General features: G+C 68.9%; 24 protein-coding genes. 14 read left to right on the top strand and 10 right to left on the bottom strand.

The genetic code is table 11. The features are described 5' to 3' along the window. Positions 1 to 37 precede the first annotated feature (37 nt). The 7 genes from JNB_RS06590 to JNB_RS06560 form a co-directional block, all read right to left on the bottom strand. On the bottom strand, positions 38 to 1,027 hold the full coding sequence (locus JNB_RS06590; RefSeq protein WP_009775647.1) for a MoxR family ATPase: 990 nt from the start codon (positions 1,025 to 1,027) through the stop codon (positions 38 to 40). Then, positions 1,024 to 3,528: a fibronectin type III domain-containing protein gene (locus JNB_RS21650; protein WP_009775646.1), complete on the bottom strand. Its 2,505-nt coding sequence runs from the start codon at positions 3,526 to 3,528 to the stop codon at positions 1,024 to 1,026. Before JNB_RS21650 ends, JNB_RS06590 begins: the two co-directional genes overlap by 4 nt. 1 nt (position 3,529) lies before the next feature. After that, positions 3,530 to 7,948, bottom strand: a complete 4,419-nt coding sequence (locus tag JNB_RS06580) for an FtsK/SpoIIIE domain-containing protein (RefSeq protein WP_009775645.1) — start codon at positions 7,946 to 7,948, stop codon at positions 3,530 to 3,532. A 97-nt stretch (positions 7,949 to 8,045) separates the two neighbouring features. Further along, a complete protein-coding gene (locus tag JNB_RS06575; RefSeq protein WP_148232339.1) occupies positions 8,046 to 8,315 on the bottom strand; it encodes a hypothetical protein in 270 nt (89 codons plus the stop codon). Between the two features lie 86 nt (positions 8,316 to 8,401). Then, a complete protein-coding gene (locus JNB_RS06570; RefSeq protein WP_009775643.1) occupies positions 8,402 to 8,866 on the bottom strand; it encodes a hypothetical protein in 465 nt (154 codons plus the stop codon). After that, complete coding sequence (locus JNB_RS06565) at positions 8,866 to 10,329, bottom strand: hypothetical protein (RefSeq protein WP_009775642.1); 1,464 nt, start codon at positions 10,327 to 10,329, stop codon at positions 8,866 to 8,868. The genes JNB_RS06570 and JNB_RS06565 overlap by 1 nt, the downstream gene beginning before the upstream one ends. Next, positions 10,329 to 10,607, bottom strand: coding sequence for a WXG100 family type VII secretion target (locus JNB_RS06560; RefSeq protein ID WP_009775641.1), 279 nt, complete (start codon positions 10,605 to 10,607; stop codon positions 10,329 to 10,331). The genes JNB_RS06565 and JNB_RS06560 overlap by 1 nt, the downstream gene beginning before the upstream one ends. Positions 10,608 to 11,040: 433 nt before the next feature. Between JNB_RS06560 and JNB_RS06555 the strand changes: the two genes are divergently transcribed. Genes JNB_RS06555 through JNB_RS06545 form a run of 3 tightly spaced genes read left to right on the top strand, consistent with a single transcriptional unit; the run spans position 11,041 to position 13,160 of the window. Further along, positions 11,041 to 11,337, top strand: a complete 297-nt coding sequence (locus tag JNB_RS06555; protein WP_009775639.1) for a hypothetical protein — start codon at positions 11,041 to 11,043, stop codon at positions 11,335 to 11,337. Then, the gene (locus tag JNB_RS06550; RefSeq protein ID WP_009775638.1) at positions 11,334 to 12,677 is read left to right on the top strand and encodes a putative T7SS-secreted protein; all 1,344 of its coding nucleotides are present in this window, start codon (positions 11,334 to 11,336) and stop codon (positions 12,675 to 12,677) included. The genes JNB_RS06555 and JNB_RS06550 overlap by 4 nt, the downstream gene beginning before the upstream one ends. Before the next feature lie 30 nt (positions 12,678 to 12,707). Further along, positions 12,708 to 13,160 carry a hypothetical protein gene (locus JNB_RS06545; RefSeq protein ID WP_009775637.1) on the top strand — a complete coding sequence of 151 codons (453 nt, stop codon included), beginning with the start codon at positions 12,708 to 12,710 and terminating at the stop codon, positions 13,158 to 13,160. A 47-nt stretch (positions 13,161 to 13,207) separates the two neighbouring features. Here JNB_RS06545 and JNB_RS06540 read toward each other — a convergent pair whose 3' ends face one another. Next, the gene (locus tag JNB_RS06540; protein WP_148232338.1) at positions 13,208 to 14,041 is read right to left on the bottom strand and encodes a hypothetical protein; all 834 of its coding nucleotides are present in this window, start codon (positions 14,039 to 14,041) and stop codon (positions 13,208 to 13,210) included. A gap of 273 nt (positions 14,042 to 14,314) precedes the next feature. Between JNB_RS06540 and JNB_RS06535 the strand changes: the two genes are divergently transcribed. The 11 genes from JNB_RS06535 (at position 14,315) to JNB_RS06485 (ending at position 23,074) form a co-directional block, all read left to right on the top strand. Further along, on the top strand, positions 14,315 to 15,544 hold the full coding sequence (locus JNB_RS06535) for a CpaF family protein (protein WP_009775635.1): 1,230 nt from the start codon (positions 14,315 to 14,317) through the stop codon (positions 15,542 to 15,544). After that, positions 15,541 to 16,410, top strand: a complete 870-nt coding sequence (locus JNB_RS06530; RefSeq protein WP_009775634.1) for a type II secretion system F family protein — start codon at positions 15,541 to 15,543, stop codon at positions 16,408 to 16,410. The genes JNB_RS06535 and JNB_RS06530 overlap by 4 nt, the downstream gene beginning before the upstream one ends. Continuing rightward, a complete protein-coding gene (locus JNB_RS06525) occupies positions 16,407 to 17,339 on the top strand; it encodes a type II secretion system F family protein (protein ID WP_009775633.1) in 933 nt (310 codons plus the stop codon). Before JNB_RS06530 ends, JNB_RS06525 begins: the two co-directional genes overlap by 4 nt. 20 nt (positions 17,340 to 17,359) lie before the next feature. Next, entirely contained in the window at positions 17,360 to 17,572 is a 213-nt protein-coding gene (locus tag JNB_RS06520) for a hypothetical protein (protein WP_009775632.1), read from the top strand. A 1-nt stretch (position 17,573) separates the two neighbouring features. Beyond that, a complete protein-coding gene (locus tag JNB_RS06515; RefSeq protein WP_009775631.1) occupies positions 17,574 to 17,963 on the top strand; it encodes a TadE/TadG family type IV pilus assembly protein in 390 nt (129 codons plus the stop codon). A gap of 11 nt (positions 17,964 to 17,974) precedes the next feature. Beyond that, entirely contained in the window at positions 17,975 to 18,436 is a 462-nt protein-coding gene (locus JNB_RS06510; protein WP_009775630.1) for a TadE/TadG family type IV pilus assembly protein, read from the top strand. 71 nt (positions 18,437 to 18,507) lie between these two features. Beyond that, on the top strand, positions 18,508 to 18,912 hold the full coding sequence (locus JNB_RS06505) for a pilus assembly protein TadG-related protein (RefSeq protein WP_009775629.1): 405 nt from the start codon (positions 18,508 to 18,510) through the stop codon (positions 18,910 to 18,912). Positions 18,913 to 19,260: 348 nt separating this feature from the next. Next, entirely contained in the window at positions 19,261 to 19,941 is a 681-nt protein-coding gene (locus JNB_RS06500; RefSeq protein ID WP_009775628.1) for a Pr6Pr family membrane protein, read from the top strand. A 34-nt stretch (positions 19,942 to 19,975) separates the two neighbouring features. Beyond that, positions 19,976 to 21,088, top strand: a complete 1,113-nt coding sequence (gene prfB, locus JNB_RS06495) for a peptide chain release factor 2 (protein WP_009775627.1) — start codon at positions 19,976 to 19,978, stop codon at positions 21,086 to 21,088. A gap of 35 nt (positions 21,089 to 21,123) precedes the next feature. Next, complete coding sequence (locus JNB_RS06490) at positions 21,124 to 21,597, top strand: hypothetical protein (RefSeq protein WP_009775626.1); 474 nt, start codon at positions 21,124 to 21,126, stop codon at positions 21,595 to 21,597. A gap of 85 nt (positions 21,598 to 21,682) precedes the next feature. After that, positions 21,683 to 23,074, top strand: a complete 1,392-nt coding sequence (locus JNB_RS06485) for a 3-hydroxybutyrate oligomer hydrolase family protein (RefSeq protein ID WP_050766680.1) — start codon at positions 21,683 to 21,685, stop codon at positions 23,072 to 23,074. Between the two features lie 81 nt (positions 23,075 to 23,155). On the opposite strand, the gene JNB_RS06480 is transcribed toward JNB_RS06485, so the two are convergent. Further along, complete coding sequence (locus JNB_RS06480) at positions 23,156 to 24,724, bottom strand: MFS transporter (RefSeq protein WP_009775624.1); 1,569 nt, start codon at positions 24,722 to 24,724, stop codon at positions 23,156 to 23,158. Further along, on the bottom strand, positions 24,717 to 25,214 hold the full coding sequence (locus JNB_RS20340; RefSeq protein ID WP_009775623.1) for a MarR family winged helix-turn-helix transcriptional regulator: 498 nt from the start codon (positions 25,212 to 25,214) through the stop codon (positions 24,717 to 24,719). The genes JNB_RS06480 and JNB_RS20340 overlap by 8 nt, the downstream gene beginning before the upstream one ends. Positions 25,215 to 25,279 lie beyond the last annotated feature (65 nt).

Genomic DNA, 25,279 nt, shown 5'->3' with positions numbered 1-25,279 from the left:
GCGAGTCACCTCGCGCGATGAGGCGGACACGCTCAGGTCACCCAGCGCTCGGGCGCGGGACGGCTGTGGCGTCGACGATCTCGGCGATGACTCGTGCGCCGGTGACTCCGCCCACGGCGACGTCGCGCTGGACGATGACGCGGTGTGACAGGACCGGTCCGGCGAGTCGCTGGACGTCGCTGGGCACGACGAAGTGGCGGCCCTGCGCGGCCGCATGCACCTGGGCGGCGCGCACCAGAGAACGCAGTCCACGGGTGCTCGCGCCCATCCGCAGCCGGGTGTCGCTGCGAGTGGCCGCACCGAGCGCACGCACGTAGTGCAGGATCTCGTCGGCCACGTGCAGTCGGGCCAGGTCGGCCGTGTGTCCGGCGACGGTCTCGGGATCGGTGACGGTCTGCACCGCGCCGACGTTGCCCGCTGTCGTGCCCGGCCGCAGGACGCCGATCTCGAACTCGCTGTCGGGGTAGCCGATGCTCGTGCGGATCATGAACCGGTCGAGCTGCGCCTCGGGCAGCCGATAGGTCCCGTCGAGGTCGACCGGGTTCTGGGTCGCGACGACGAGGAACGGGTTCGGCACGGGGTGAGGCACTCCGTCGACCGTGACCGTGTGCTCCTCCATGACCTCGAGGAGGGCCGACTGGGTCTTGGCCGCCGCCCGGTTGATCTCGTCGGCGAGCACGACGTGGCTGAAGACGGGACCCTCACGAAAGCTCACCTCACCCGTGCGCGGGTCGTAGATCGTCGTCCCGGTGACGTCGCTCGGGAGCAGGTCGGGTGTGAACTGCACCCGGCTGGACTTCCCGCCCAGGGCGCCGGCGACGGCGCGTGCCAGGGTCGTCTTGCCCGTGCCCGGCACGTCCTCGAGCAGCACGTGGCCGCCGGCGAACATCGTCATCACGACGAGCTCGACGACGCCGCGCTTGCCGTGCACGGCGGACTCGACCGCGTCGACCACCTTGGAGTGGAGCTGGCGGAAGGCGGCGACCTGCGCCTCGGTCATCGGCGAGCTGCCGGTGGTGGTCGTCATCGGTGCGTTCCTTCGCCTGGCCGTCGGGCTGGGTCTGACGTGAATGTGGGGTATGCCGTGTGGCCCGTTTCCGGGTCCGTGTCGCCGTCGTTCTTGCGACCGCGCAGACGCAGGGTGCGCAGCAGGGCGGCGCCGCCGAAGAGGAGTCCGGCCCAGGTGTAGCGGCCGTCAACGGGTGCCTTGGCCGGGTCCTCGGGTGCAGTGGACACCGGGCTCACGGGGCACATGGTCCCGGGTTCGGTGGGGCAGCCACACGGAGGTAGCGCCGGCGCGAACACCTGGAGGTACTCATCATTGGCGTTGCCCGAGAAGGACGCCGGTGCCGACAGGCACGAGGTCTGGTCGGGCTCGATGAAGTACGCCTCCTGAGCCGAGTCCGAAGTGCGGCTCCCGTCCTCGCTCGTGGCCCGGATGGTCACCTTGAGCGTCTTGCCCACGCGAGCCACGCGTCCGACGGTCACCGTTTGCGAGCCGCAGTTGGGGAGGGCCGCCGTCGTGGGGGTGAGGGAGTTGAGCTGCTTGATGACGACGCACGATCCCTTGTGCGAGGCCCACGCACCACCGAGGGTGGCGTAGACGTTGTCGCCGAGCGCGTAGCCGTCCTGGTAGATCGAGGTGATCACCGCTCCGCCGGAGGCTGGCACCTCGCTCGTGTCCGGTGGCGGTGGCGGGGGCGGAGTCGTGGGTGGCGGCGTCGTCGTGGTCGGCGGCGGTGTCGTGGCTGGCGGAGGGGGCGGAGGTGTCGTGGGCGGCGGTGTCGTCGTGGTCGGCCGGGGAGTCGTCACCGTGGGCGTGGGAGTCGGCGCCGCTGTGGTCGGGGCGGGGGTGGGTGTCCCGGGACCGCCACCGGCCACGGTGACCGGGTTGCTCATCACCGACGTGGCGGAGCGACCGTTCGCCGTCGAGATGACGACGAAGGACACAGTCGTGCCGGCGGCCAGACCGGACACCTGGACGCTCGTGGCTCCCGCCGAGGCCGCGGTGCCGACGCCGCCTCCGACAGGTCGAATGGTGTAGCTGTCGACGGCCTCCGAAGGCAGGGTCGGCGACCACGACACGACGACGACACCGTCGGCCCGGGCAGACGCCACCACGGCCGAGACAGGTCGGGGCCCGGTCGTGGTGCCGGGCGGGGAGCCGTTGCCGTTGCCCTGCCCGTTGCCGTTGCTGTTGCTGTTGCTGTTACCAGGTCCTGACTGGTTCGGGCCCCGGCCGGACGGTGAGGTGGATGGCTTGTTGCCGGGGGTGGTGGACGGGCGTGGCTGCTCGGTTCGGGTCGGAGCCGGCGGGTCCGGTCGCAGGACGGGGGGCACGGCGGGCACGACCGGCGGCGGCGGGGGCGTGTCGACGCGTCGCACCGGAACGCTGTCGTCCTTGAGCTTCACCGTGCGGGTGTTGCCCTGGTTGTCGACGACGACGCCCGTGGCGGCGCCCGGCGACGAGACGACGAGCCGACCGTCGTCGATGACCAGGGTGGGGGTGCGGCGGTCCTCGGTCAGGATGTCGGGTGCCGCTCGCCGTCCGTCGGGGCCAAGGACCAGGACGCGGCCGGCGTTGGCGCAGGGCACATAGACCCGGCCGCCGAAGATGATCGGGCGTTGGGGAGCGGAGCAGCCGAGCGCACCCACGGCGAGGTCGAGGAGCTTGCCCTGGCTGAGCATGACGACAGCGCCGGTGTCGGGCAGGGCGGCTGCCACGAGGTCGCGCGGCGACTCGGCCGCAGCCTGGACCTCACCCTGAAGTGCGGGCAGGGGGACGGCGACGTCCTTGTCGGTGCCGACCTGCACGACGACCCCACCGTCGGAGCCGAAGACGGTCACGCCGCTGGGGTGCGCCACGAGGCGCGCGCTCGGACCGCTCCCGGCGACCTTCTGGTGCTCCTGGCCGACGAACCGGTCGGCCTCGTCGGACCATCGCACCGAGACGACCTCGCCGTCGGCCTGGGCCAACCACACCGTGCCTCGTCCGTCGACGACGGCGTCGGCGAGCGGGCCGAGCTTGAGCTCGTTGCCCAGGTCGGTGAGGGTGATCGGGTCGACCCGGCGCAGGGAACCGGTGCTGAGGTCGACGAGGTAGACGCGACCGGTGCCGACGAGCAGTTTCGAGTTGCCAACGGGGGCGCCGGCCCGGCGCCCGCTGGCGAGGAGCGTCGCGAGGTTGACCGAGCTGATCTGCCCCGTCTTGCCGTCCATGACGAGCAGGCGTCCGTCGCGCTGGCTGATCTGCAGGGAGCTGCCGGTTCCGGCCAGCTGGAGACGGGTCTGGGGCTGTCCGGTGCTCGGGTTGATCTCGACGATCTGGCCGCTGGCGTCGTCGGGGAGCCAGGTGACCCCGTCGGCGACGTCGAGGGCCACGGTCGCCAGGCCCTGACCGGCCACGGCGCCCACGAGCAGGGACGCCGCGACGGCGACCGCGCCGACCTCGACCGCGCCCTTCTCCCAGGCGCGCCCGAGAGTGCCACTCCATGCTCCGGCCAGACCCTGCCAGCGTGTGCGTGCCATTTCAGCTCCCCATCAATGCATCTGACTCCGGCGCGGTGGCCACCTGGACCACCTGCACCGTTCCTGCCGTGCACAGGACGCCGCGTCCGATTCCGGAGGTCGGTTCGAGCGTGGCCCCCGGCACCATCGCGCCTGCCAGCGTCCCGTCCGCGAGGTCGGGGGCCAGCAACATCACCCGTCGGCCCAGGCGGGCGGCCTTGACCGGCCCCGCAAGGTGCTGACGCTGTCGTGCCTCGTCGGGATCACCGGCGAGGACCACGGCGATGGAGCGATCCTGTGCACTCGCGATGCTAGTGGTGATCTGCTCACAGAGCTCCCGGAAGTTTCCTCCCTGTTCGGCACCGCGCTCCCACTCGTGGGCGTCATCGATCAGGAGGAGGGTCCACTTGCCCGGCCCACGTGACTCACCCGCGATGGCCTCGAGCTCTCTCACGACCTCGTCCGGGTCGCTAGCCACGTGGTCAAACGCCTCGTCACCTGCCCATTCGCCGGCCCGGGGGCCGATGAGCACGACGCGTGCGGGTGGCTGTTCCGAGGACCGCGCCAGGCCCGCGACGGCGCGCAGGAAGCTCGTGCGGCCGCTCCGGGTGCGCCCGAACACGGTGAGTGGTCCGTCTCGCAGGTCGAGCCACACACCACCGACGACGTCGGCGTCGACGGCCAGGCAGACACGCGATCCCTGGGCCTGCGGGAGCACGTCCATGGGCAACCGAGTCGGCATGGCGGCCACCTCCACAGCTGGGCGGGCGGCATACCGGCTCTGAATTGCGTCGGCCACGAGGGCGAGACGTTCGCCCTGAACGGGGGTCCCGGCGCCACCCAGCGTCGCGAGCTGGACCTCGTGGCCGCCGTGCAGGCCGCGTCCGGGATCGCTGTCGCGGTCCACGACTCCGACGGGCGCGCCCAACATCGTGTAGTCGTCGTCGACGGTCATCCGCAGCACCAACCGCTGGGCGAAGCAGGCCATCATCGCGGCCGGCAGTCCGATCCGCTGAGGCGTCGTGGCGGACACGTGCACGCCACAACGACGACCTTCCTGCAGCACCTGGACGAGCTGGTCGACGTGTCCGCGTCGCGCGGCACCGCCACGCTCGATGGCGTCGACGAGGGCTGGCAGGTTGTCGATGAGCAGGTGCACTCGGGGCAGGGCCACACCCATGGTGGCGAGGCCGGCGATGTCGGCGGCACCATGGGCAGCCAACGTCGCGTTGCGGTCCGCAACGGTGCGGTGCACCATCCGGATCATCCGCAGGCACCGGTCGAGGTTCTGCTCCTGGACGACCGAACCCACGCTCGGCAGGCCCGTGAGGACGGAGAGTCCGCCGCCGCCGCAGTCGAGCGCATAGACGTAGGGCGGCGCCGAGTCCGTGGGGGTGCCGGCCGTGGCGCTCACGGCGATCGTGCGCAGTGCCTCCGTCTTGCCCGACCCCGACGAACCGAAGATCAGCAGGTGCCCGTCCTTGGCGTAGTCGACGACGAGCGGCAGCTGGGTCTGGTCGGAGGGCCGGTCCACCAGCCCCACGACGACGGATCCGTCGTGCGGCTCCACCCCGACGATGCCGTCGACGGTCGTGAGGCTCACGCCGGCCGTGGCGTCGAGCTGCACGTCGGCCGTGAGCGCCGGCAGCCACGGCTTGCGTGGGGCAGGCACGCCGCTGCGGGCGAAGGCGTCGCCGATCGTCGTGACGAGACGGTCGAGGTCCGAGCGCGGGTGGAGATCGGTCGCCTCACTCGTGGTGCCCAGGGGTGCCTCGGTCGCCGTTGTCGAGGCAGCGGTGAAGGCCTCGACCTGCACCGGCTCCTGCGCAGCGCGCAGCCGCTCGCGGGCCCCGGCGAAGGCCACCTGCACCAGCTCGGTCGTGCCGTGCCCGGTGCGCTTGACCCACGCGCGTCCGGGCGTGCGACGCGACAGGCGCGCGGCGTCCGGGGCGTCGATGACGTCGTGCGAGTCGTCGTCGGACGCGATGCGCAGGGCGATGCGGAGGTCGGTGTTGGCCTTGATCTGGGGCGTGACCACACCCGCGGGGCGCTGCGTCGCCAGGATCATGTGCATCCCGAGCGACCGGCCGCGTTGGGCGATGCTCACCATGCCGTCGACGAACTCGGGCACCTCCGTCGTGAGGGCCGCGAACTCGTCGATGCAGATCAACATGGCGGGCGGCGCGACGTCGGGGTGGCTGCGCTCGAGAGCGACGAGGTCCTTGGCGCCGTACCGCTCGAGCAGGTGCTCGCGCGTCGTGAGCTCGGCGTGCAGCGAGACGAGCGCGCGTTGCACGAGGGCCGGCGTGAGGTCGGTGATGTAGCCGACGCTGTGCGGCAGGTCGGCACACTCGCGAAAGGCCGCGCCACCCTTGTAGTCCACGAGCAGGAAGGTGATCCGGCTCGGTGGGTTGTTGATCGCGAGCGAGCAGATGAGGCTCTGCAACAGCTCACTCTTGCCCGAGCCGGTGGTGCCGGCCACGAGTCCGTGCGGGCCGTCCTCGCGCAGGTCGATCGTCACCACACCATCGGCACCGGCGCCCAGTTGGGCGCGCAGGCCACGGCCGGCGACCCACCTCGCGAGCACACCCTCGACGTCGCCGGGGTCGCGCAGGTCGCCGCCGAGGTCGGTGAGTCGCACCAGCTCGGGGATCGCGAATTCCGGTGGCACGAGGGCCGCGTCGTCGCGGCAGGCATTGAGGCTGCGGGCGATGTGCCACGTTGTGGCGAGGTCTAGCCCGTCAACTGCGGTGAGGGGCGTGCTGCCTCCACGATCACTCAACGAGACCGACGCGTCGTCATCGAGGGTCACGACGATTCCGCTCGACGGGGGTGCCAGGCGAGCACTGCTTCCGATCCACAGGACGTGGATGCGTGGTCGGGGAGTTTTGCCGTATGCCGCCCCGCCCGTTCCGTCGTCGGCGTTCGCCTGCACTTGGGCGACGAGGGACTCCACGGTGCGCACAGGGACGCCTGACTCCTCGTCGATGACGATGACGAGGTCGCCGGCGAACGACGTGTCGACCACGGCCTGTTGGAGCAGGGTGACGCCTTCGCCGGCGCCGATGGCCACCGGCGGCAGGCCGTCGATGCGTCGACCGGTGTGGGGCAGCCAGCGCAGCCAGGTCTCGACGTGGCGGTTGGCCGGGGACAGGACGGCTGCGATGGCGACGTCGGCGGGGGAGTGGGTGACGGCGAGCCGGGTGAGCAGGGCGCGCAGGGCGGCGTGACGGACCTGCGAGTCGGCCGCAACCACGGCGACGCAGGCGTGCTCCGCGAGGGGGATGCGGACGGGGAGGTCGAGAAGGAGGCCTCGCTCGGTGGCGGCGGTGTTGACCTCCTGGCGCAGGACGCGGTCACCGCTTGTGGTGGGTTTGGCCTTCCGCAGGGCGGGAACCGGGCCGAGGCCGGTGGCGATCGACAGGTGGTCATCGTGGCGGCGCTGGCGCTGCCAGAGGCGCTGGTCGCCGGCGACGACGAGGCCACGCAGCTCGTCGGGTCGCGGCTCGTCGAGCGAGAGCTGCTGGCGCTGGCTGGCGGCGGACTCGTCGAGCCCGGACATCACGTCCGCGACCTCTTCGCGCCAGGCAGCGACCTCGGCCGCGTGCTCCTTCTTCTGCTGGCGGCTCTGCATGACGTGGGTGGAGAGCATCATCACCGGCCACACCGCGATGTACATCAGGGCGAAGCGGCTCCGGGTGGTCGCGAACATTGCTGCGCCGAGGACGACCGGCATGAGCACCATGGTCCACGGCATCTGCCGGGGCCGTGGAGTCTGCGGAGGCGTGGGAAGGTCCACTTCCGCTTCCTCGACGTGGTCGCCGAGGCGGGGCGGGCGGACGACGGAGACTTCGGCGGCCCCGGTGCCTTCTCCGCGGTCGAGGACGATCGTGGTGTCTCCCACCGTGATCGGCTCGCCCCACTGCGCGGTCTCGGCGCGGCGGACGGGTCGCCCGCCGACGGCCGTCCCGTGGGCTGAGCCCTCGTCCGTGACGACGGGCAGGGGGTCGAGCACGACGCGTGCGTGCTCGCGGGAGACGAGGGGGTCGGTCAGCCTGACCGTGCTCGACGCGGATCGACCGACGGTGAAGGACTGGCCCTCGACGGCCACCTCGAGCCCGGCGTCGGGCCCGGCGACGACCCGGGCGGTGGCGGTGGGCGTCCGGCGCAGCGACGGTCGGTCGAGCCAGTCCTTGCCGACGGTGGCGACGGGGACGACGGCGCCGTGGCGCAACCCGCAGGAGGTGAGTGCGGCGCTTGCAGGCCACGGTCGGTCGTCGGTGGTGGGCGCGAGCAGCGGTGTGCTGAGCCGGTCGTGGCCGAGGTGGCGTCCGAGGGCCCGCGCCAGATCGGCGACGGTGGCTTCCGGTCCGGCGTGGATGACCACGTCGCACGGGGCGTAGCCGCTGTCCGGTGCCGGCACGATGCTCAGTCGCCACATTTGCTGTCTCCTCGGAGGGATCGATGGTGCTTCAGGAGTGCTGTCTCGGGACGCAGGGGCGGGCGGCAGGGGAGTTCCCTGCCGCCCGCCGAGGGGGTCAGCTGGAGGCCGCGACCTGGTCCTCGGCCTGACGCTGCAGCGTCGTGGCGTTCTCCCGCAGCGCGTTGGTGATCTGCTGCAGGGTCGGCACGTACTGGCCGTCCCAGTCGCCACGGAAGGTGTTGGCGTCGTTGCCGAACCACGTGGTGTTCTGCAGGGTGACGGTGAGGCCGCGCGAGAGGGTGTCGATCTGGTCGGCGTCGTTCGTCATGAGGCGCACGAGGTTGAAAGCGGCCTCGGTGTCCATTCCCTGGATGTTTGCGGACATGGTGTTCTCTCTTTCGTGTGGGTGGTGCTGGATGTGAGTGGTGCTGGAAGTGGTGGTGCTGGGTGGTGAATCTCGGTGGTGCGCGTTCAGACGCCGGTGACGCTGAACGAGTCCTGGATGGCGCGGACGCTGGCGCCCGCTTCGGTGTCGTCCTGCGGCCACGTGGCCACGACGGTCAGCGCGGTGGTGACGTCGCCGGCATACCGGGTGGGCATGACGTGAACGTTCACGCTCTGCTGAACCGGTTGTCCCGCAACGGTTCTCGCGATGACGCTGCTGGCGATGCCGTTCACCAAGTGCGGCTCCTCGACAGTGGTCGCATCGTCGTGACGACCGAGCAGGGTGTCGAGCAGGTCGCGAGGAGTGGCTCCGGCCTGGACGAGGTCCGAGCTCACCGTGACGTGGTGGGTGGACGCGTCCTGAGCGTCCGCCCGGCGCAGCATCGCAAGGGCCCGCGGTGCCGCGTGCGCGATGAAGCCTTCGGGCACGTCGATCGTGAAGGGCGGGGGAGCCGGCAGGAGCATGCTCGGGTAGGCGGCGGTGACAGTCATCAGGACTCCTTGGCAGTGGTGGCGAGTGCAGGCGTGAGCGCAGGTGCGGGCAGGGGCACTGGTGCGGGTGTCGTGCTGGCGGTGCCCTCGGCGAGCGCGGTCGCCCACCAGCCACGGACAGCGGCTGCGCTGGTCGGTTCGTCGGCGAGGCTGCCCTCGAGCGTGAGGTGGTCGATCGTGACCTCACCGGCGGGCGTCGTGAAGACGAGGTCGTCGGCCACGAACCCGTAGTCGCCGTCACCGTCGAGCCAGCCGAGGATCTTGGGGGTCTGTCCCGCCGCGCCGCCGAGGTCGAGCGCCGACGGCACCTGGTCGGTGTCCGCGACGAGCGAGAGGGCGAGCTGCCCGTCAGCGCCGGCGGTGGCGAGCACGCGCCACCCCGACTCGTCGTCGAGGCTGCCGCTACCGGTCGCTGGGGCCGGGGTGGGTGCGGGGGATGTGCCCGCGGGAGTGGACGTTCCGCCAGCCGCGGGGCTCGTCCCCGCGCCGGTCGGTTCGGTGGCTCCGCTGGCCCCGGCACCCTTGGCGCCCAGGAGCGCTGCGCCCAACCCGGCAAGGCCGAGGGGCGCCGCGAGCAGGCCGGCGTTGAGCCCGCCCGGCGCTCCGCCGGGGGTCTTGCCCGTCGTGACGCCGCTGTCGATGGAGCTGTGGCCCTGGCCGGGGACGACTGGCGTGCTGGTCGACGCAGGGTCGCCGCCGATGGTGCCGCGGAAGCTGCCCTCGACGTCGATGCCACCGTCCGGTCGGCTCGACACCCCGAGGTTTCCGCTCCAGCCTCCGCTGGCTCCGCCGCCCCCCGTCGACCCGGCGCCGGAGACCGGAGCCGAACCACCCGAGGCAGCGCCGACGCTGCCGCTCGGAATGGCTGACCCGCCGATGGTGCCGGGGCCGACCACCGAGCCCGATCCTTGGCCCGACGACCCTGACCCGGTCGGGATCGGGGTCGGTGTCGGAGCGCTGGGAACGGGTGCGCCTGCGCCACTGCCCGACGAGCCGCCGCCGGGGTTGACGACCGAGCCCGGGATGGAGCCAGGCAGGGCCGGCCGGTCGACCTGCACACCGGAGCCCTGGCCCATCTGACCGTTGGTGATGTTGATGGTGATGCTGGCGACCTGCGGTCCGTCGCCACACGACACCTGGGGCATCTGCGGGGAGGTGTAGCCACCGCTGCCGGTCGTGATGACGGGGGTGTCGCCACTGGTGGCCTTCTGGTCGCTGCTCGTGAGCTCGAGCAGCTTGCCGAAGGCCTGCAGCGCCGCACCGGTCGCCTTCACCCAGGGGATGACGACCCCGCGAAGGTAGGCCGCGAACGCTGCGGCGAAGCCGGTCCACGACATCGCCTCGAGGGCCGTGGCGAGAGCCGCGAGAGCCGTGGCGATGGTCGTGCAGGCCTGCGCGGCCTGGAGCATCCGGCTGGCGGTGGTGTCGAGCCCGTCGACATCTGCACCTTGGAAGCCGGACATCAGGAACTCGCCTGGCGCTGCATCTGGGCGCGACGGGCGAGCTCGTCGGCGTTGCCCTGGAGGTTGTCCATGGCCCGGTTGAGCTCGGGTCGCAGGCTGCCGTCCCAGTCGCCCATGAAGCGCTGGGAGTCAGCGCCCTGCCAGACGACGGAGTCGAGCAATGCCGACACCTGGCCGACGATGCCGCGCACCTGCTCGGCCCCCTCGTTCATCCGGCGCGAACCGTGCTCGGCCTCGTCCGGGTCCATCCCGTAGAACTTGCTGCGGTCGTAGTTCATTGCCCTCTCCTTCACCCCAAGTGGTGTTGATGGAGAAGGTAGGCAGCGAAAGGTGTCGCTGTCTGTGCCCAGAGGGGTGGAAACTTCCACCTAGTTCAGGCTGCAATACGCTCGTATCGCTCAATTACGCTGTGGCACAGCGCAATTCACTACCTCGACGTATGCCGTGCGCTCGCCTTTGCGTTGACCTCGGCCAGGTCCGCGGCAGTGACGAGACGGGTCTCAGCGGCATGCAACCCGACGGCATACCGGACGTTCTGAACCCGGCCGAGAGAGGTGATGGTCGGGTGTGCAGCGCGGGCCAGAGCGGAGAAGAGGACTGCGACGAGTGGGTAAAGGCTGCGTAAAGCCGATCCTGACCAAACTCTTACCTTCCGTTCGCGGGGCTGTCGGCAGACCGTCGTGAGGTCGAAGGCCGAGTTCAGGGGGAACTATGGGAAATCTCGATTTCAAGGTCGACGTAGAAACCATCCGGGCATCCGCTGCAGCCATCGATGGGCTGGAGGCGGCCGCGAAGAGTGAGGCGCTCTCGGAGTTGGGGGACCTTCAAACCACTGGGTCCTCGAGTCTGGACCACGCCCTTGGGGCATTCGGGGAGACGTGGAGCGCGGAGATGGAGGGTTTGGCGGAGCAGAACTCTGAGAAGGCAGACGGCCTCCGACTCTGCGCCCGCACCTACGCCGATGCGGATGATTCGGCCGCCGAGGACATTCTGGGGGCCGGGCGGTGAGCGCTCGAACGGATCTGGCAGCGGGCAAGTCCCCTGCACAGTTGATCTCCGGCGAGGTTGGCACGCTGTTCACAGCGGCCGAGGTGATGGACACCTGGGGTGCCGCATGTCGTCTCATTGACCATGGACTGGCCACGGTCGAGCCGCTGTGGACCGGCTCGGCTTTTCAGGCCTGGCACAGCGCTCGACTCAAGCAGACGGGAAGGTGGCGAGCTGCGGACGACGCGTTCAGCGCGGCGGCTACTGCCCTAGACACTTATCGCACTGCCTTGGTCGGGGCCCGTGAGTCGGCCGAGTTTGCCCGCACGCTGTACGACACGGGGGTGGAAAAGCGGACTGCCGCACTGGACAGTGCTCGCAAGCTCCGCGTCAAGATGCGGGCTGAGGGGGTTCGTGTCTACATCGAGCCGAACACCGGGGCCGGGGGCTCCGAGATGGAGAGGGCGGCCAGGGTCCTTGAGGTCGCCAGGGGAGAGGTGAAGGCCGCTGGAGACGCTGCTGCCCGGGCCTTGACGGACGCCTCTCCGCCACGTGAGTCGGCTTGGCAGCGCGGGGTCCAATTCGCCACAGGGTTTTCGCCGGGTGCTCTGCTGATTGGGTCGAACTGGGACACCTTGAGTGATTCGAATACCTGGTTCACGTTGGCGATGTTGAACCGCGACCCCAACCTTCAGCGCGAGTTCGGTGCTGGCCTCCTCATCGGCGTGGGTGATGTGATGATGTCGGGGGCGCCGAACAGTCCCGTGACACAGGAGACGTGGAAGTCAGCCACTAACACCTGGGCTTGGCAGAACGGGATGGATCCGTCTTCGGTATCGGTTGGGGCGGGTGTCCTTCTGGGCCGGGAGATCCTCATGAACGCGGCGGGGCCTGAGGGCAAGGCGGGCATGACGATGAAGCGGGCTGCCGAGCTTGGACTCGTGCGCGCAGAGCAGTTGATTGCCAAGCATTCCGTGAGCAGCGTCAATGAGATGTGGCGGGTGCGGCCTTTCGACCGCGGCTACATCGTGGAGGCCATCCGTGCCGGGAACCTCCCATATGCCTTCCGTGTTTTCGACCGATTCGACGGGCGTGTGGCCACATCTGTGAAGTCGATGGATCTCTCGGCGCCCTCATACGTCGAATCACCTAGGGCGGTTGAACGTAGATTGAATCGCTACCTCGACTCCGTCACGAACTTTGAGGCTTCAGCACGACAGGGTGTTGATATCGATAGCACCTTCCTGCAGGCGCGAACCTTGGAGTTCGTCATCCCGGAGGGGTCTGCAACCACTGCACAGAAGGAGGTGCTTGATAGGGCGATAGAGCGAGCAAGCGAGTTCACGTCTCCACCCAGATGAGGCACCCGTCATCGTGAAGGTAGTCGAACTTTGATCATTCAAGCTGTTTACGTCGTCTTCCTAGGCGACCGTATTGGCATCGAGTCGTACTCGTATGAGGGCGCTCTAGGCATCGCCAATGGGTGGACCACAACGTTGGAGGCGGCCGCTGACGCGGAGGAATTGGGCGAGGCCGTCCTCCGGGGGCTGGGCCAGTCGGAGCAGGACTTCAAGGCACCTGTCATTACGCGCGATACCGAGGGGTCGCCGGTCGCCGTTGCCTTCGGACTGAAGGGCTTTGACGACATGATGCGGAAGAAGCCGAACGCAGTGACCGTCCGCCGCCGCGACTCCCGTCTGAAGGTCCAGGCGTCCACGACCCACAGTCTCTCCTTCGGCGCCACGAGGGACAGCTGGACGACTCATCTCGAAGCGTCCAGTGACGCCCTGACCATCGGCCAGGCCGTCCTCGAGGCACGGGAACATTGTGGAGTAGAGGCGTAGGCCTCAGGGAAGGCTCAACGACGCTGCGGCACTGGACGGACAGTTCGCTACTTTTTGGCCGAACGTCCCGAAGCCTTGGCGTTGACCTCTGCCAGGTCCGCGGCAGTGACGAGACGGGTCTCGGCGGCACGCAACCCGACGGCATACCGGACGTTCTGAACCCGACCGGCGGAGATGGTGAACGGGTTGTCGCCGGCCCCGAAGGCGAGCGCGGCAACGGAGCGGATGGACTCGTCGACGCGTTGTGGGCGTTCGAGGTTCCAGGCATAGCCGTGCCACTCGCGGACGCGCTCATAGATCTCGCGGTTGGACGGGGGGCGGGGGTAGTCGTCGAGTCCGGTGAGCCACGGCTCCGCGAGGGCGAGGGCGACGAACCACTCCTTGGTCCAGCGCTCGAGTCGCGGCGCGGGTGCAGTGGCGGTCGAGTCCGGATCGTGCACGCGCGCAGGGGGAGGGGGTTGCTCCTCGTCGCCCACCTGCGCGATGTCGATCTCGAGGGTGAGGTCGCTGAAGCCGCCGGCGGGATCGGCGAGGCCGCGCAGCAGGAGCAGCTGGTTCTCGCCCTCGTCGAGCAGAGCGGACATCCCGGTGCCGAGGGCGACGCGGCGGGCGCCCCCAGGGGCGTCGAAGAGGCTGGACAGCTGGGCCTCGGTCGAGCCGTGCCAGCGCAACCGCACGACTTCCTCACCCACGACGACCTCGGCCACGACGCGGGAGACGTGCGGTGCCACGTCGGGCAGGTCGAGGGCGGTCGTGCGCAGCTGGGCCTCCGCATCGGCGTTGGCGAGCTCGGCGCCCGGCGCACGCCCCACAAGAAGGGTCTCGCCCGAACCGAGCACCGTCGGTTGAACGCCCCCACCCCGCACCATCACTCTGAGCACGCGCTGATCCTGTCAGAGCATCGAGGTGGCGGCGAGAGCAACCGGGCGATTGAGAGGCAGGGGCGTGGCCCAGGCCTCAGATCTGCTCGACGGGCGAGGTGGCGCCACTCTGGTTACCCTGTGGTCAACACGTTGGTCAAGGCCTGTGGACAACTCCACGGCCGTCGTCGCAAAACTTGCTTTCATGGCTGTGCAGGGACAGCGACGAAAGAGATTCACATCGACGCGCAAGCCAGTCAGGGCGAGCGCGAGCATTGAGGGGGAGGGGTCCCGTTGGACGCCGTGCGCACTGTTGAGACCGAGGTCCGGGAGCTCATCCGTCGCTCCGGACTGGACCCCGCGCGCGATCCCAAGGCTGTGCAGCGGCTGGTTCGCGACGCCGTTGCCGACTATGACCAGCGGTCGATGCATGGTGGTATGCCGGTCCTCGTCGACGTGGCCGAGGCCGAGAAGTCCGTGTGGGACACCGTCGCCGGCTTCGGTCCGCTGCAGAAGTACTTCGATGACCCGACGATCGAAGAGATCTGGATCAATGAGCCGACCCGCGTCTTCGTTGCTCGCGGTGGAGTGGCCGAACTGACGACCACTCTCCTCACCGGGGACGAGGTGCGCGACCTCGTCGAGCGGATGCTCAAGTCATCGGGTCGGCGGGTGGATCTCTCCAGCCCCTTTGTCGACGCCGTCCTCCACGACGGATCCCGACTCCACGTCGTCATCCCCGACATCACCCGCGAGCACTGGCACGTCAACATCAGAAAATTCATCGTCAAGGCCGACAGCCTCGACGACCTCGTTCGCCTGGGGACGGTGACGCGTCAGGCCGCAACCTTCCTCGACGCCGCTGTGGCGTCGGGACTCAACGTTCTCGTCGCCGGAGGAACGCAGGCGGGCAAGACCACCATGCTCAACTGCCTCGCGTCGGCCATCCCTGCGCGCGAGCGGGTCGTCACCTGCGAAGAGGTCTTCGAACTCAAGATCCCCATGCGCGACGTGGCCTCGATGCAGTGCCGCCAGCCGTCGCTCGAGGGCACCGGGGAAGTGCCGCTGCGCCGGCTCGTCAAGGAGGCGCTGCGCATGAGGCCCTCGCGAATCATCGTCGGCGAGGTCCGTCAGGCCGAGAGTCTCGACCTGCTCATCGCCCTCAACAGCGGATTGCCGGGCATGTGCACCATTCACGCCAACAGTGCCCGCGAGGCCATCACGAAGATGTGCACGCTCCCACTGCTCGCCGGGGAGAACGTCGGCAGTCGGTTCGTCGTCCCCACCGTTGCCGGGTCGATCGACATCGTCATCCATGCCGCCCTCGAACGGGACGGCACCCGTCGCATCCGAGAGATCGCTGCGGTCCCCGGACGGGTCGAGGGCGACATCATCGAGATCGCCGACCTCTTCGTCCAGCGCGGCGGCCAACTGGTGCGCGCCGACGGCTACCCGCCGCACCGTGACCGCTTCGAACGGGCGGGATATGACCTCCCGGCCCTGCTCGCCCAGGAGCCCGCGTGACAGGGGTCGTCCTCGGCCTCCTCTTCGGCACCGGGCTCTTCTGCATCTGGTGGAGCTTCTGGGTGCGCGAGGAGGACCCTGACCGAGAGTCCGAGTCGCCCAAGCTGATCCGCCGCCTCAGGGACGAGCTCGTCCAGGCCGGTTATCCCACGGTGACGCCTCGCGCTCTCCTCGTCGGGTGCACGGCAGCCTTCCTCCTCGTGTTTCTGTTCGTGTATGCCGTCGTCGGCGTTCCCGCGATCAGCCTCTGTTTCGGCCTCATGGCCGCATGGGGTCCCTATGCCTTGGTGCGGATGCGAGCGCGCCAGCGGCGCAACCGTTTGCGTGACCTGTGGCCCGACGCCGTCGACAACATCACCTCCGCCGTGCGCGCAGGTATGTCCCTTCCTGAGGCGGTCGCGCAGCTCGGCCTGCGAGGTCCCGAGGAACTGCGGCCGGCCTTCCAGGCGTTCGCGCAGGACTACCGCATCACCGGGCGCTTCCACGACTGCCTCGACCGGCTCAAGGAGCGGCTGAGCGACCCCGTCGCCGACCGGCTCATCGAGTCGCTGCGAATCGCGCGTGAGGTCGGTGGGAGCGATCTCGGTCGGCTCCTCAGGACGCTGTCAGTGTTCCTGCGCGAGGACTCGCGGACGCGGTCCGAACTCGAGACCCGCCAATCCTGGACGGTCAACGCGGCCCGGCTCGCTGTGGCCGCGCCGTGGATCGTCCTCGCCATGCTGTCGACGAGACCGGAGTCGGTGCAGGCCTACTCGACGGGAACAGGGGCGCTCATCCTGTTCTTTGGCGCAGTCATGACCGCAGTTGCCTACTGGGTCATGGTTCGCATCGGACGCCTCCCCGAGGACGAGCGGGTGCTGCGATGAACGACCTCGCACGTTCGGGCGCCATCCTCGGTTTTCTCACCGGAGTCGGGCTGCTCCTGGCGTGGTTCGGCCTGCCGCGTCATCGGCAGGCGGGCCTGGCAGACCGGGTGCTGCCCTATCTTCGCGACACCCCGCGGCCTTCGAACCTGCTTGCCGCGAATGCCCAGACCAGAGGTGCCATCGGGACGCTCTTCGCGCCGATCGTCGGTGAGCTGTCCGGGCACGTCGAGCGGGTCATGGGCGGCACGGCCTCGGTGCGCCGCAGGCTCCTGCGAGCGGGTTTGGCGCCCGATGTCGACAAGTTCCGGGCGCAGCAGGTCATCTGGGGAGTGGGTGGCGGCCTCGGCATGTTGGCAGTGGGCACTCTCTCCGCCGTCACCCGCGGCTCGAGCCCGGTCCTCGTCGTCCTCCTCACCGCCATCGGGATCGCGTCGGGTGTCGTGGCTGCCGACGTCTTCCTCAGCCGTCGCGCCAACCAGCGCGAGGAGCGGATGCTTGCCGAGTTTCCGACAGTCGCTGAGCTCCTGGCCCTGGCGGTCGGGGCCGGTGAAGGGGCCGTTGGTGCACTTGAACGAGTCTGCCGGCTTTCCCGGGGGGAGCTCTCCGACGAGCTCCGTCGTTGCCTCGGCGACGCCCGCGCCGGCGCCAGTCTTCCCGTAGCACTGCACGGCCTCGCCGACCGAACCGGCCTCATGAGCCTCACCCGATTTGTCGACGGCATCGTCATCGCGGTCGAACGCGGCACCCCCCTCGCGGACGTCCTGCGAGCCCAGGCGCAGGACGTGCGGGAGGAAGGGCGCCGGGCGATCATGGAGGCCGGGGGCAAGAAAGAGATCGCCATGATGATTCCGGTCGTCTTTCTGGTGCTTCCCATCACGGTCCTCTTCGCCATCTTCCCCGGCTTTTCCTTCCTCAACTTCACGATGTGACACCACTGAAAGGCAGCACCATGCAAACCATCCACCGATCCCTCGTCCGAGCGCAGTTCGCGGCCATGGACGTCATCGACCACGCAGGACGCCGACGCGAGCGTGGTGACGTCCCGGGGTGGGTCCTCATCACCCTCATGACTGCCGGACTCGTTGCCGCGATCTGGACGGTGGCTGACACCCAGCTGCAGAACCTGTTCACGAGAGCCATCAGCAAGGTCTCAGGCCGCTGAGATGGGCGCGCTCGTCCGTCGGGACGAGCGCGGGTCGGCCGTGGCGGAGTTCGTCATGGTCTCGGGGCTTGTCGTGTTCCTCTTCATGGCGGTCTTCCAGCTCGGGCTCGTCCTTCACATCCGCAACACCCTCATCTCCTGTGCGAGCGAGGGTGCGCGCCTGGGTGCCCGGGCCGATGCCGACCCGGGGATGGGCGCCGTCCGGGCGCGCGAACTCATCGAGTCATCGCTGGCCGACGAGTATGCGGACAACGTGACGGTTGGGACGGGAGTCGTCGGGGGAGTGCAGGTCGTCGAGGTCCGCGTCCGCGCACCCTTCCCCGTCATCGGGCTCCTCGGCCCCGACGGGCAGCTGGATGTCACCGGACGCGCGTTTCTGGAGAGACAGTGAGGGGCGTCGCGATGAGCAACCTCACCTGGCGTGATCGCCTGGCCCGAGCGCGCAGCGAGGAGGGGAGCGCCATCATCGAGTTCATCTTCCTCGGCGTCCTCATGCTCGTTCCCCTCGTCTATCTCGTCATGGCACTCGCGAGGATTCAGGCGGGCTCGTATGCCGTGACCACGGCCGCACGCGAAGCGGGCCGCGCCTATGTGACGACCACGACCGGGCAGGACGCCACCAGTCGGGCCAGGGCCGCGGCCGACATCGCCTTCATTGACCAAGGCTTCAGCGGGATGGGATCGCTCGAGGTCTCCTGTTCCACGTCTCCGTGCCTGACTCCCGGTGCCCGCATCGAGACCACGGCCCGGGTCACGGTGCCCCTGCCACTCATTCCGGCGTTCGCCCGAGACGTCGTCCCCCTTGAGATCCCACTCTCCGCGAGCCACCTCTCGACCGTCGACCGCTTCCGAGGCGCGCCGTGACCCGGCGAGTGACCCCCTTGCGAAAGCGCCTGTGGCAGAGGCCGCTTCAGCGTGATGAAGAAGGTCGGGTCATGCTCCTCATCCTCGTCTTCACGATGATCTGCATCCTGCTCATCACCGGTGTCATCGCCGTCACGTCCATCCACTTGTCCCGCATGAAGCTGCTCGATGTCGCTGATGGTGCGGCGCTGGCCGCGGCCAACGCCCTCGACGACTCGGCCTACGGAGGTGGTGTCGGGGAGGCGGTTCCCCTGAGCAACGCCACGGTCCGCGACACTGCAGGCGCCTATGTTGCAAGTCGTCCCATGCCTGCCGGTATGGCGGAGTGGGGACTGAGCGGTGAGACGGGCACGCCGGACGGTGAGCTGGCCGTCGTCCACATGTCCTGCGTCGCCGAGGTGCCCTTCATCGGGTGGATGCTCGGCGACGGCGTCCGGGTCAATGTCGTGTCACGCGCTCGCGCGGACGTCGAGTAGCCACGCAGCTCACGGCCCCGGCCGCCGCGCTCAAGGACGAGATTGCCATCGGGGTTGAGGATCACGCCGTGGGCGAGTTCCCAGTCGTCCAGATCATCGGTCTGAACGAACGTCAGCCAGTCACCTCCCGCCACGACCCCCACAACGTTGGTATCCGCCGCTGGCGGCCCGATGCGCATCATGGCTTGGGAAGCCGTTCCGCGGTGGCGCCCCCACACGCCCAGGCCGCCTGCAGCATGCGCGATCTGACACAGGTCTTCGCTCGTGCGATGGAGGTGTCAACGAACGCCGGTGGATGAAGTCCCCGAGGTCCCCACGCGAACCTCGGTGGCAGGCCATGATGTTGCGGTGGACACCCAGCGACTGGCCAAGCCGTGGCACACCTTCACCGCAGTTCTGACCTGGGCTGCCCTGCTGCTCCAGTTGGTCCTTGTCGTCCGCGGGGGAGTCGTCCTCGACGAGGTCAACCCGCCGGCACTGGGCACCAGGCTCATTCGCTTCATCTCCTACTTCACCATCCTCACCAACCTGCTTGTGGCGATCACCACGACGACGCTGGTGCTCGGGCAGACGGCGGCGCCACGGTGGTGGAAGGTCCTGCGCCTCAACGCCATCGTCGGGATCGCCGTCACCGGACTCATCCACTGGTTCTTCCTGCGCCCGCTCCTTGACCTCAGCGGCGCCGACTACCTCGCGGACAAGCTGCTCCACGTCGTCGTCCCGCTCGTGGCCGTCATCGGTTGGGCCGTCTTCGGCCCGCGCGACAAGGTCGAGGCGAGCCTGCTGGTGCCCTCGCTCATCTACCCGATCGGGTGGCTGGTCTACACGCTCGTGCGCGGAGCCATCGTCGACTGGTACCCCTACCCGTTCCTCGACGTCGGCCTGCACGGCTACCCGCGGGCCCTGCTCGCCTGCGCCGGTGTCGCCGTCCTCCTGCTGGCCCTCACCTGGGGTGCGATGAAGCTCGATCCGCGCCTGCCCGGCGTCCGGGACCACACGGACGAGCGGCGCGCAGCCAGCGCACGGTGAGCGCGCGGCATACGGGCACGTAGTCTTGGTTCTTGTGGCAACCGACTTCCAGCAAGAGATCAAAGACCTCCGCACGACGATGACGTCCGTGCGTGACGTCACCGACCTGACCGCGCTCGAGGCGACGATCGCCGACCTCGAGGAGCAGGTGGCAGCGCCCGACCTCTGGGACGACCAGGAGAAGGCGCAGGCCGTGACCTCGCTGCTCTCTCGCGCCAAGGCCGAGTACGACCGCGTCACCGGCATGGACACCAAGGTCGATGACCTCGAGGCCCTCGTCGAGATGGGCCAGGAGGAGAACGACGCCGAGACCCTCCTCGAGGCCGAGAAGGAGCTCAAGATCGTCAAGAAGGCGGTCGGCGAGCTCGAGGTCCGCACCCTGCTCAGCGGCGAGTGGGACGAGCGCTCCGCCGTCGTCACGATCCGCGCCGGCGCCGGTGGTGTCGACGCCGCGGACTTCGCCGAGATGCTCATGCGCATGTATCTGCGCTGGGCCGAGCGCCACGGCTACCCGACGAAGGTCATGGACACGTCCTACGCCGAGGAGGCCGGCATCAAGTCCGCGACCTTCGAGGTCAACGTCCCCTACGCCTTCGGCAACCTCTCCGTCGAGGGCGGCACGCACCGCCTCGTCCGGATCAGCCCGTTCGACAACCAGGGCCGCCGCCAGACCAGCTTCGTCGCCGTCGAGGTCATCCCGCTCATCGAGGGCACCGACTCGATCGAGATCCCCGAGAACGACCTCAAGATCGACGTCTTCCGCTCCTCGGGCCCGGGGGGTCAGTCGGTCAACACCACCGACTCCGCCGTCCGCATGACGCACATCCCCACGGGCACCGTCGTGTCGATGCAGAACGAGAAGTCGCAGATCCAGAACCGCGCCGCCGCCCTGCGCGTCATGCAGTCGCGACTCCTCCTGCTCAAGCGTGCCGAGGAGGCCGCCGTCAAGAAGGAGATGGCCGGCGACGTCAAGGCGAGCTGGGGCGACCAAATGCGCTCCTACGTGCTCAACCCGTACCAGATGGTCAAGGACCTGCGCACCGAGTTCGAGACCGGCAACCCGACCGCCGTCTTCGACGGCGACATCGACGGCTTCATCGAGGCCGGCATCCGCTGGCAGATCGCCGAGCGCAAGGCTGCCGAGTGAGTTCCCCTGCGGGACACTGAGATTCGAGACAAACGATGACGTATGCCGTTGAGTTGCCCGCGCGTGGACCCGAGGACTGGGCTGCGTGGTCGGCAAGCCTCGCAGCCCGGATCCGCTCTCTGGGGCCGGAGGAGGACGTCCTCGTCTCGATCCCGGGGGTGACCCGCCCGCACATGCTCCGCCAGAGCCGGATCTTCGGGCTGATCCCGGCCTCGATGGAGGACACGTCGCCCTGGGTGCGGATCCGTCGCGACGAGGAGCATGCCGTCGCCGAGCTCATCGGCAGCGAGAACTTCGGCGGTGACTACCTCCTGGCCACGGAGGACGAGGACCGGATCGACGCCCTCGGCTGGCGCCGCCCCGGCAACGACCCGATCGAGGCGCGCATCTGGAGCCGCTGGTTCCCCGACGACGTCCCCGCGTCGGCCTACCTGTCCCTCTCGGACGCCAGGGCGGCTGCTGACCTCGTGACCCGCACCCTGCGCGAGGTCTTCGTCCTCACCGACTGAGCCAACGCAGCAGCACACACGCCGCGCGGGGGAGTGGGTTCGCGGCACATGGGCCGCGGCTGCGCGCGCGAGGATGCTCAACGCCATGCGCCCGACAATGACGTCTCCTCGCACGGTCCTCGCGACCCTGACCGCCCTCGCCGCCTCCGCCGCTCTCGTGGCAGCGGCGCCCGCCGCCACTGCCGACAAGCCCGGTGGTGGCCACTGTGCCCGCCAGTCCAAGATCGCCGTCCCGGGCGCCGAGAAGCAGAAGGTGTCCTGCCTCGACGACCTCACGACCGCAGGTACCATCCCCTCCGGTCACAGCGTCGCCGCCGACTTCGCCGGCCTGCACACACCCGGCACGGTCAACCCGACGGGAGTGCCCGGCATACAGGTGGATGGGTACTTCCCGGACAGGTCGACGACGAATGTCAACAACGGGTGGAACCACGACAGCCAGTTCGTCCTGCGCATCCCCGACAACTGGAACGGCGGCCTCGTCATCACGGGCGCGCCGGGCAACCGCACCCAGTACGCCAATGACTTCGTCTGGTCGGATTGGGTTCTCGCACAGGGGTATGCGTTCGCCAGCACCGACAAGGGCAACATGGGGCTGAAGTTCTATGACGACGGCTCTGAGCCGGGTGGCAGTGTGCGCGAATGGAATTCACGCGTCACGCAGCTCACGCTCGCGGCCAAGCGCGTTGTCAAGCAGGTTCGCGCCAAGTCGCCGCAGCACACGTGGATGGCGGGACTCTCCAACGGCGGCTACCTCGTCCGCTGGCAGTTGGAGAACCGGCCCGACCTCTACGACGGCGGCCTCGACTGGGAGGGCACTCTGCTGCGAGCAGACGGCCCGAACCTGCTCACCTACCTGCCCACTGCACTCAAGAACTACCCCGCGTATGCCGCGACCGCCAGTCCCGAGGCGCACGCGGCGATGATCGGCGCGGGGTTCGCACCCGGCAGCGAGTTCCTCTGGCCGTTCCACAACACCGTCTACTGGGACCTCACGCAGCGGATCTATCGCGAGGAGTTCGACCCGACCTTCGATGGCGCGACCCAGGCGGGAACTCCGTACTGCGCCAGTGGGACTCCGCAGTGCGATGCCGACTACGACTACGCGAGTCGTCCGGCCGCCGTCAAGGAGGCCATGCGCTCGGTGGAGCTCACCGGGAGGATCGGCAAGCCGATGATCACGGTGCACGGTGACATGGACACGCTGCTGCCGATCGCCACGGACTCCGACGTCTACGACGGGCTCATCGACGACGCCGGAGCGGGTGCGAGCCACCGCTACTACCGCATCGTCGACGGCACCCACACGGACGCGCTGGTCCCGGCGTTCCCGGACAAGCTCCGCCCGCTGCTGCCCTGCGCACGTGCGGGATTCTCCGCGCTGACCGCCTGGGTCGAGGACGGCACCGCGCCGCCAGCCGATGCGACCGTGCCGCGCCCGACGTCCGGGGACCTGCTCAACACCTGCACCCTCTGACCGAAACGACTTCGTGCCCTTCCCGGACACGCTCGCTACCCTCGCGAGTCCAGGAAGGGCACGAAGTCGCGGCCCGATCCGTCAGTCGATGGGCTGCTCGAGGCCGAGCGGGTCCTTCTCGTCGTGCTTGGCCACGGTGGTCCGCAGCTCCGTCTGTGGCATGAGCGCGACCGCGATCAGGGTCGCCACGGTCACGACGGCGGCGATCACGAAGATGTAGCCGGTGCTGTCGCCATAGGCGTGCCGCACGATCGACAGGATGGGCTCGCGGAGCTTGTCGAGGTCGAGGGTGCCGCCGCCACTGCTGCCTCCGGCAGGCACGGGGATGCCCTGCTCCTGCATTCCGGTCGTGATGTGGTTGCCGACGCGGGTGGCGAGGATGGCTCCGAGCACGGCGATGCCGACGGTGCCACCGAGCGAGCGGAAGAAGCTCACGACCCCACTGGCAGTGCCGATCTCGTTGATGTCGACGGTGTTCTGGACGACGAGCACGAGGTTCTGCATGAGCGTGCCCTGGCCGATGCCCATGAGGACCATGTAGATCGACAGGTGCCAGATGGCCGTCGTGTGGTCGGTGAAGCCCATGAGGCCGAGGCCGAGGATGAGCAGGACCGTCCCGCCGAGCATGTAGGGCTTCCACACGCCCGTGCGAGTGATGAGCTGGCCGGAGACGGTGGCGCCGACCATGCTGCCGAGGATGAGCGGCAGCATGAGCAGGCCGGCCTCGGTGGGGGAGAAGCCCTGGGCCACCTGGAAGAACTGGCTGAGGAAGACCGAGGTGCCGAACTGCGCGATGCCGACCCCGATGCTGCCGATGATGGCCAGGCTGGTGGTCCTCTCGAGGAGGATCCGGCCGGGGATGAGCGGGTCGGGGTGGCTGCGCTCGACGAGGATCAGGGCAATGACGGCCAAGGCCGTGGGGACGAGGAAGTACGCCGTCTCGAGCGAGATCCAGTCGTAGCGGTTGCCGGCGAACGAGACCCAGATGAGCGGGAGGCTGGCCGCGACCGAGATGAGGATCGCGCCCCACCAGTCGATCCGGACCTCACGACGGACGTGCTCGAGGTGGAGGAACTTCTGGAGCATGCCGAGGCCCGCGAGGGAGATGGGCACGGCGGCCCAGAAGCACCAGCGCCAGCCGACGCTGTCGACAAGCAGTCCGCCGAGGAGCGGGCCGGAGACGGTGGCGACGGCCATGACCGCGGCCATGTAGCCGGTATAGCGACCACGCTCACGCGGCGGAATGATCGAGCCCATGATGGCCTGCGACAGGGCCAGCAGGCCGCCGACGCCGAGGCCCTGGAGGCCACGTGCGGCCAGGAGCTGCGGCACGTTCTGCGCGAAGCCGGCTGCGAGTGCGCCGAACAGGAAGATGACGCCCGAGATCTGGACGAGCAGCTTCTTGTCGAACAGGTCGGAAAGCTTGGACCAGATGGGGCTGGTCACCGTCATCGCCAGCAGGGTCGTCGTGACGACCCACGTGTACGACGTCTGGCTGCCCTTGAGGTCGCCGATGATCGTCGGCAGGGCCGTGCTGACGATGGTGGAGCTGACCATCGCCACGAAGAGCATCGAGAGCAGTCCGACGAGGACCTCCAGGATCTCCTTGTGGCTGAGGTCGGGTTCCTTGAACGTGGTGGCGTCAGACATGCGTGTCCTTGGTGTCCTTGGTGTGGTGTGCCTCCGGGCCACTGAGCGCCGGAACGATGTGGTTGGAGATCTCGTGGAGCAGGGCCGCCGCCTCGTTGGCCTTGGCGTCGTCCCAGTCGGTGAACTGCTCCCGCAGAGAACGCACGTATGCCGTGCGCAGGGCGACGAGTCGCTCCTTGCCTTGCGCTGAGAGCGTGATCCGCTCGGCTCGGCCGTCGTCGGGGTCCTTGCGTCGCACGACGAGGCCGTCAGCGGCCAGGGTGACGAGCTGGCGGCTCACGACCGATGCGCCGACGTTGAGCTGGTCCGCGATGAAGCCGGGGCGGCAGTCGCCGTGGTCGGAGAGCACGGTGAGGATCGTGACGTCCGTGCGCTTGAGGTTGCCCGGCAGCTGCACCCAGAGGTGCGAGGTCGACCGCAACGAACGCGTGAGCCGGAAGAGGCTCGTGCTGAACGCCTCGAAGGCGTCGTCGTTCAATTGCTTGACCATGTCAACTATTAGACACCCTGTTGGTTGCGTCAAGCAACTTCATTGCGCGGGCACGCCGTCCAACG

This window comes from Janibacter sp. HTCC2649, from assembly GCF_000152705.1.
Lineage (GTDB): Bacteria > Actinomycetota > Actinomycetes > Actinomycetales > Dermatophilaceae > Knoellia.
This window is presented reverse-complemented; position numbering and strand designations above follow the sequence as displayed.

Coding starts and splice junctions, on each gene's coding strand:
- JNB_RS06590 (WP_009775647.1), bottom strand. CDS start 1,027: ATGACGACCACCACCGGCAGCTCGCCGATGACCGAGGCGCAGGTCGCC.
- JNB_RS06555 (WP_009775639.1), top strand. CDS start 11,041: ATGGGAAATCTCGATTTCAAGGTCGACGTAGAAACCATCCGGGCATCC.
- JNB_RS20340 (WP_009775623.1), bottom strand. CDS start 25,214: ATGGTCAAGCAATTGAACGACGACGCCTTCGAGGCGTTCAGCACGAGC.
- JNB_RS06520 (WP_009775632.1), top strand. CDS start 17,360: ATGCAAACCATCCACCGATCCCTCGTCCGAGCGCAGTTCGCGGCCATG.
- JNB_RS06510 (WP_009775630.1), top strand. CDS start 17,975: ATGAGCAACCTCACCTGGCGTGATCGCCTGGCCCGAGCGCGCAGCGAG.
- JNB_RS06480 (WP_009775624.1), bottom strand. CDS start 24,724: ATGTCTGACGCCACCACGTTCAAGGAACCCGACCTCAGCCACAAGGAG.
- JNB_RS06560 (WP_009775641.1), bottom strand. CDS start 10,607: ATGAACTACGACCGCAGCAAGTTCTACGGGATGGACCCGGACGAGGCC.
- JNB_RS06515 (WP_009775631.1), top strand. CDS start 17,574: ATGGGCGCGCTCGTCCGTCGGGACGAGCGCGGGTCGGCCGTGGCGGAG.
- JNB_RS06505 (WP_009775629.1), top strand. CDS start 18,508: ATGCTCCTCATCCTCGTCTTCACGATGATCTGCATCCTGCTCATCACC.
- JNB_RS06580 (WP_009775645.1), bottom strand. CDS start 7,948: ATGTGGCGACTGAGCATCGTGCCGGCACCGGACAGCGGCTACGCCCCG.
- JNB_RS21650 (WP_009775646.1), bottom strand. CDS start 3,528: ATGGCACGCACACGCTGGCAGGGTCTGGCCGGAGCATGGAGTGGCACT.
- JNB_RS06565 (WP_009775642.1), bottom strand. CDS start 10,329: ATGTCCGGCTTCCAAGGTGCAGATGTCGACGGGCTCGACACCACCGCC.
- JNB_RS06485 (WP_050766680.1), top strand. CDS start 21,683: ATGCGCCCGACAATGACGTCTCCTCGCACGGTCCTCGCGACCCTGACC.
- JNB_RS06570 (WP_009775643.1), bottom strand. CDS start 8,866: ATGACTGTCACCGCCGCCTACCCGAGCATGCTCCTGCCGGCTCCCCCG.
- JNB_RS06490 (WP_009775626.1), top strand. CDS start 21,124: ATGACGTATGCCGTTGAGTTGCCCGCGCGTGGACCCGAGGACTGGGCT.
- JNB_RS06575 (WP_148232339.1), bottom strand. CDS start 8,315: ATGTCCGCAAACATCCAGGGAATGGACACCGAGGCCGCTTTCAACCTC.
- JNB_RS06525 (WP_009775633.1), top strand. CDS start 16,407: ATGAACGACCTCGCACGTTCGGGCGCCATCCTCGGTTTTCTCACCGGA.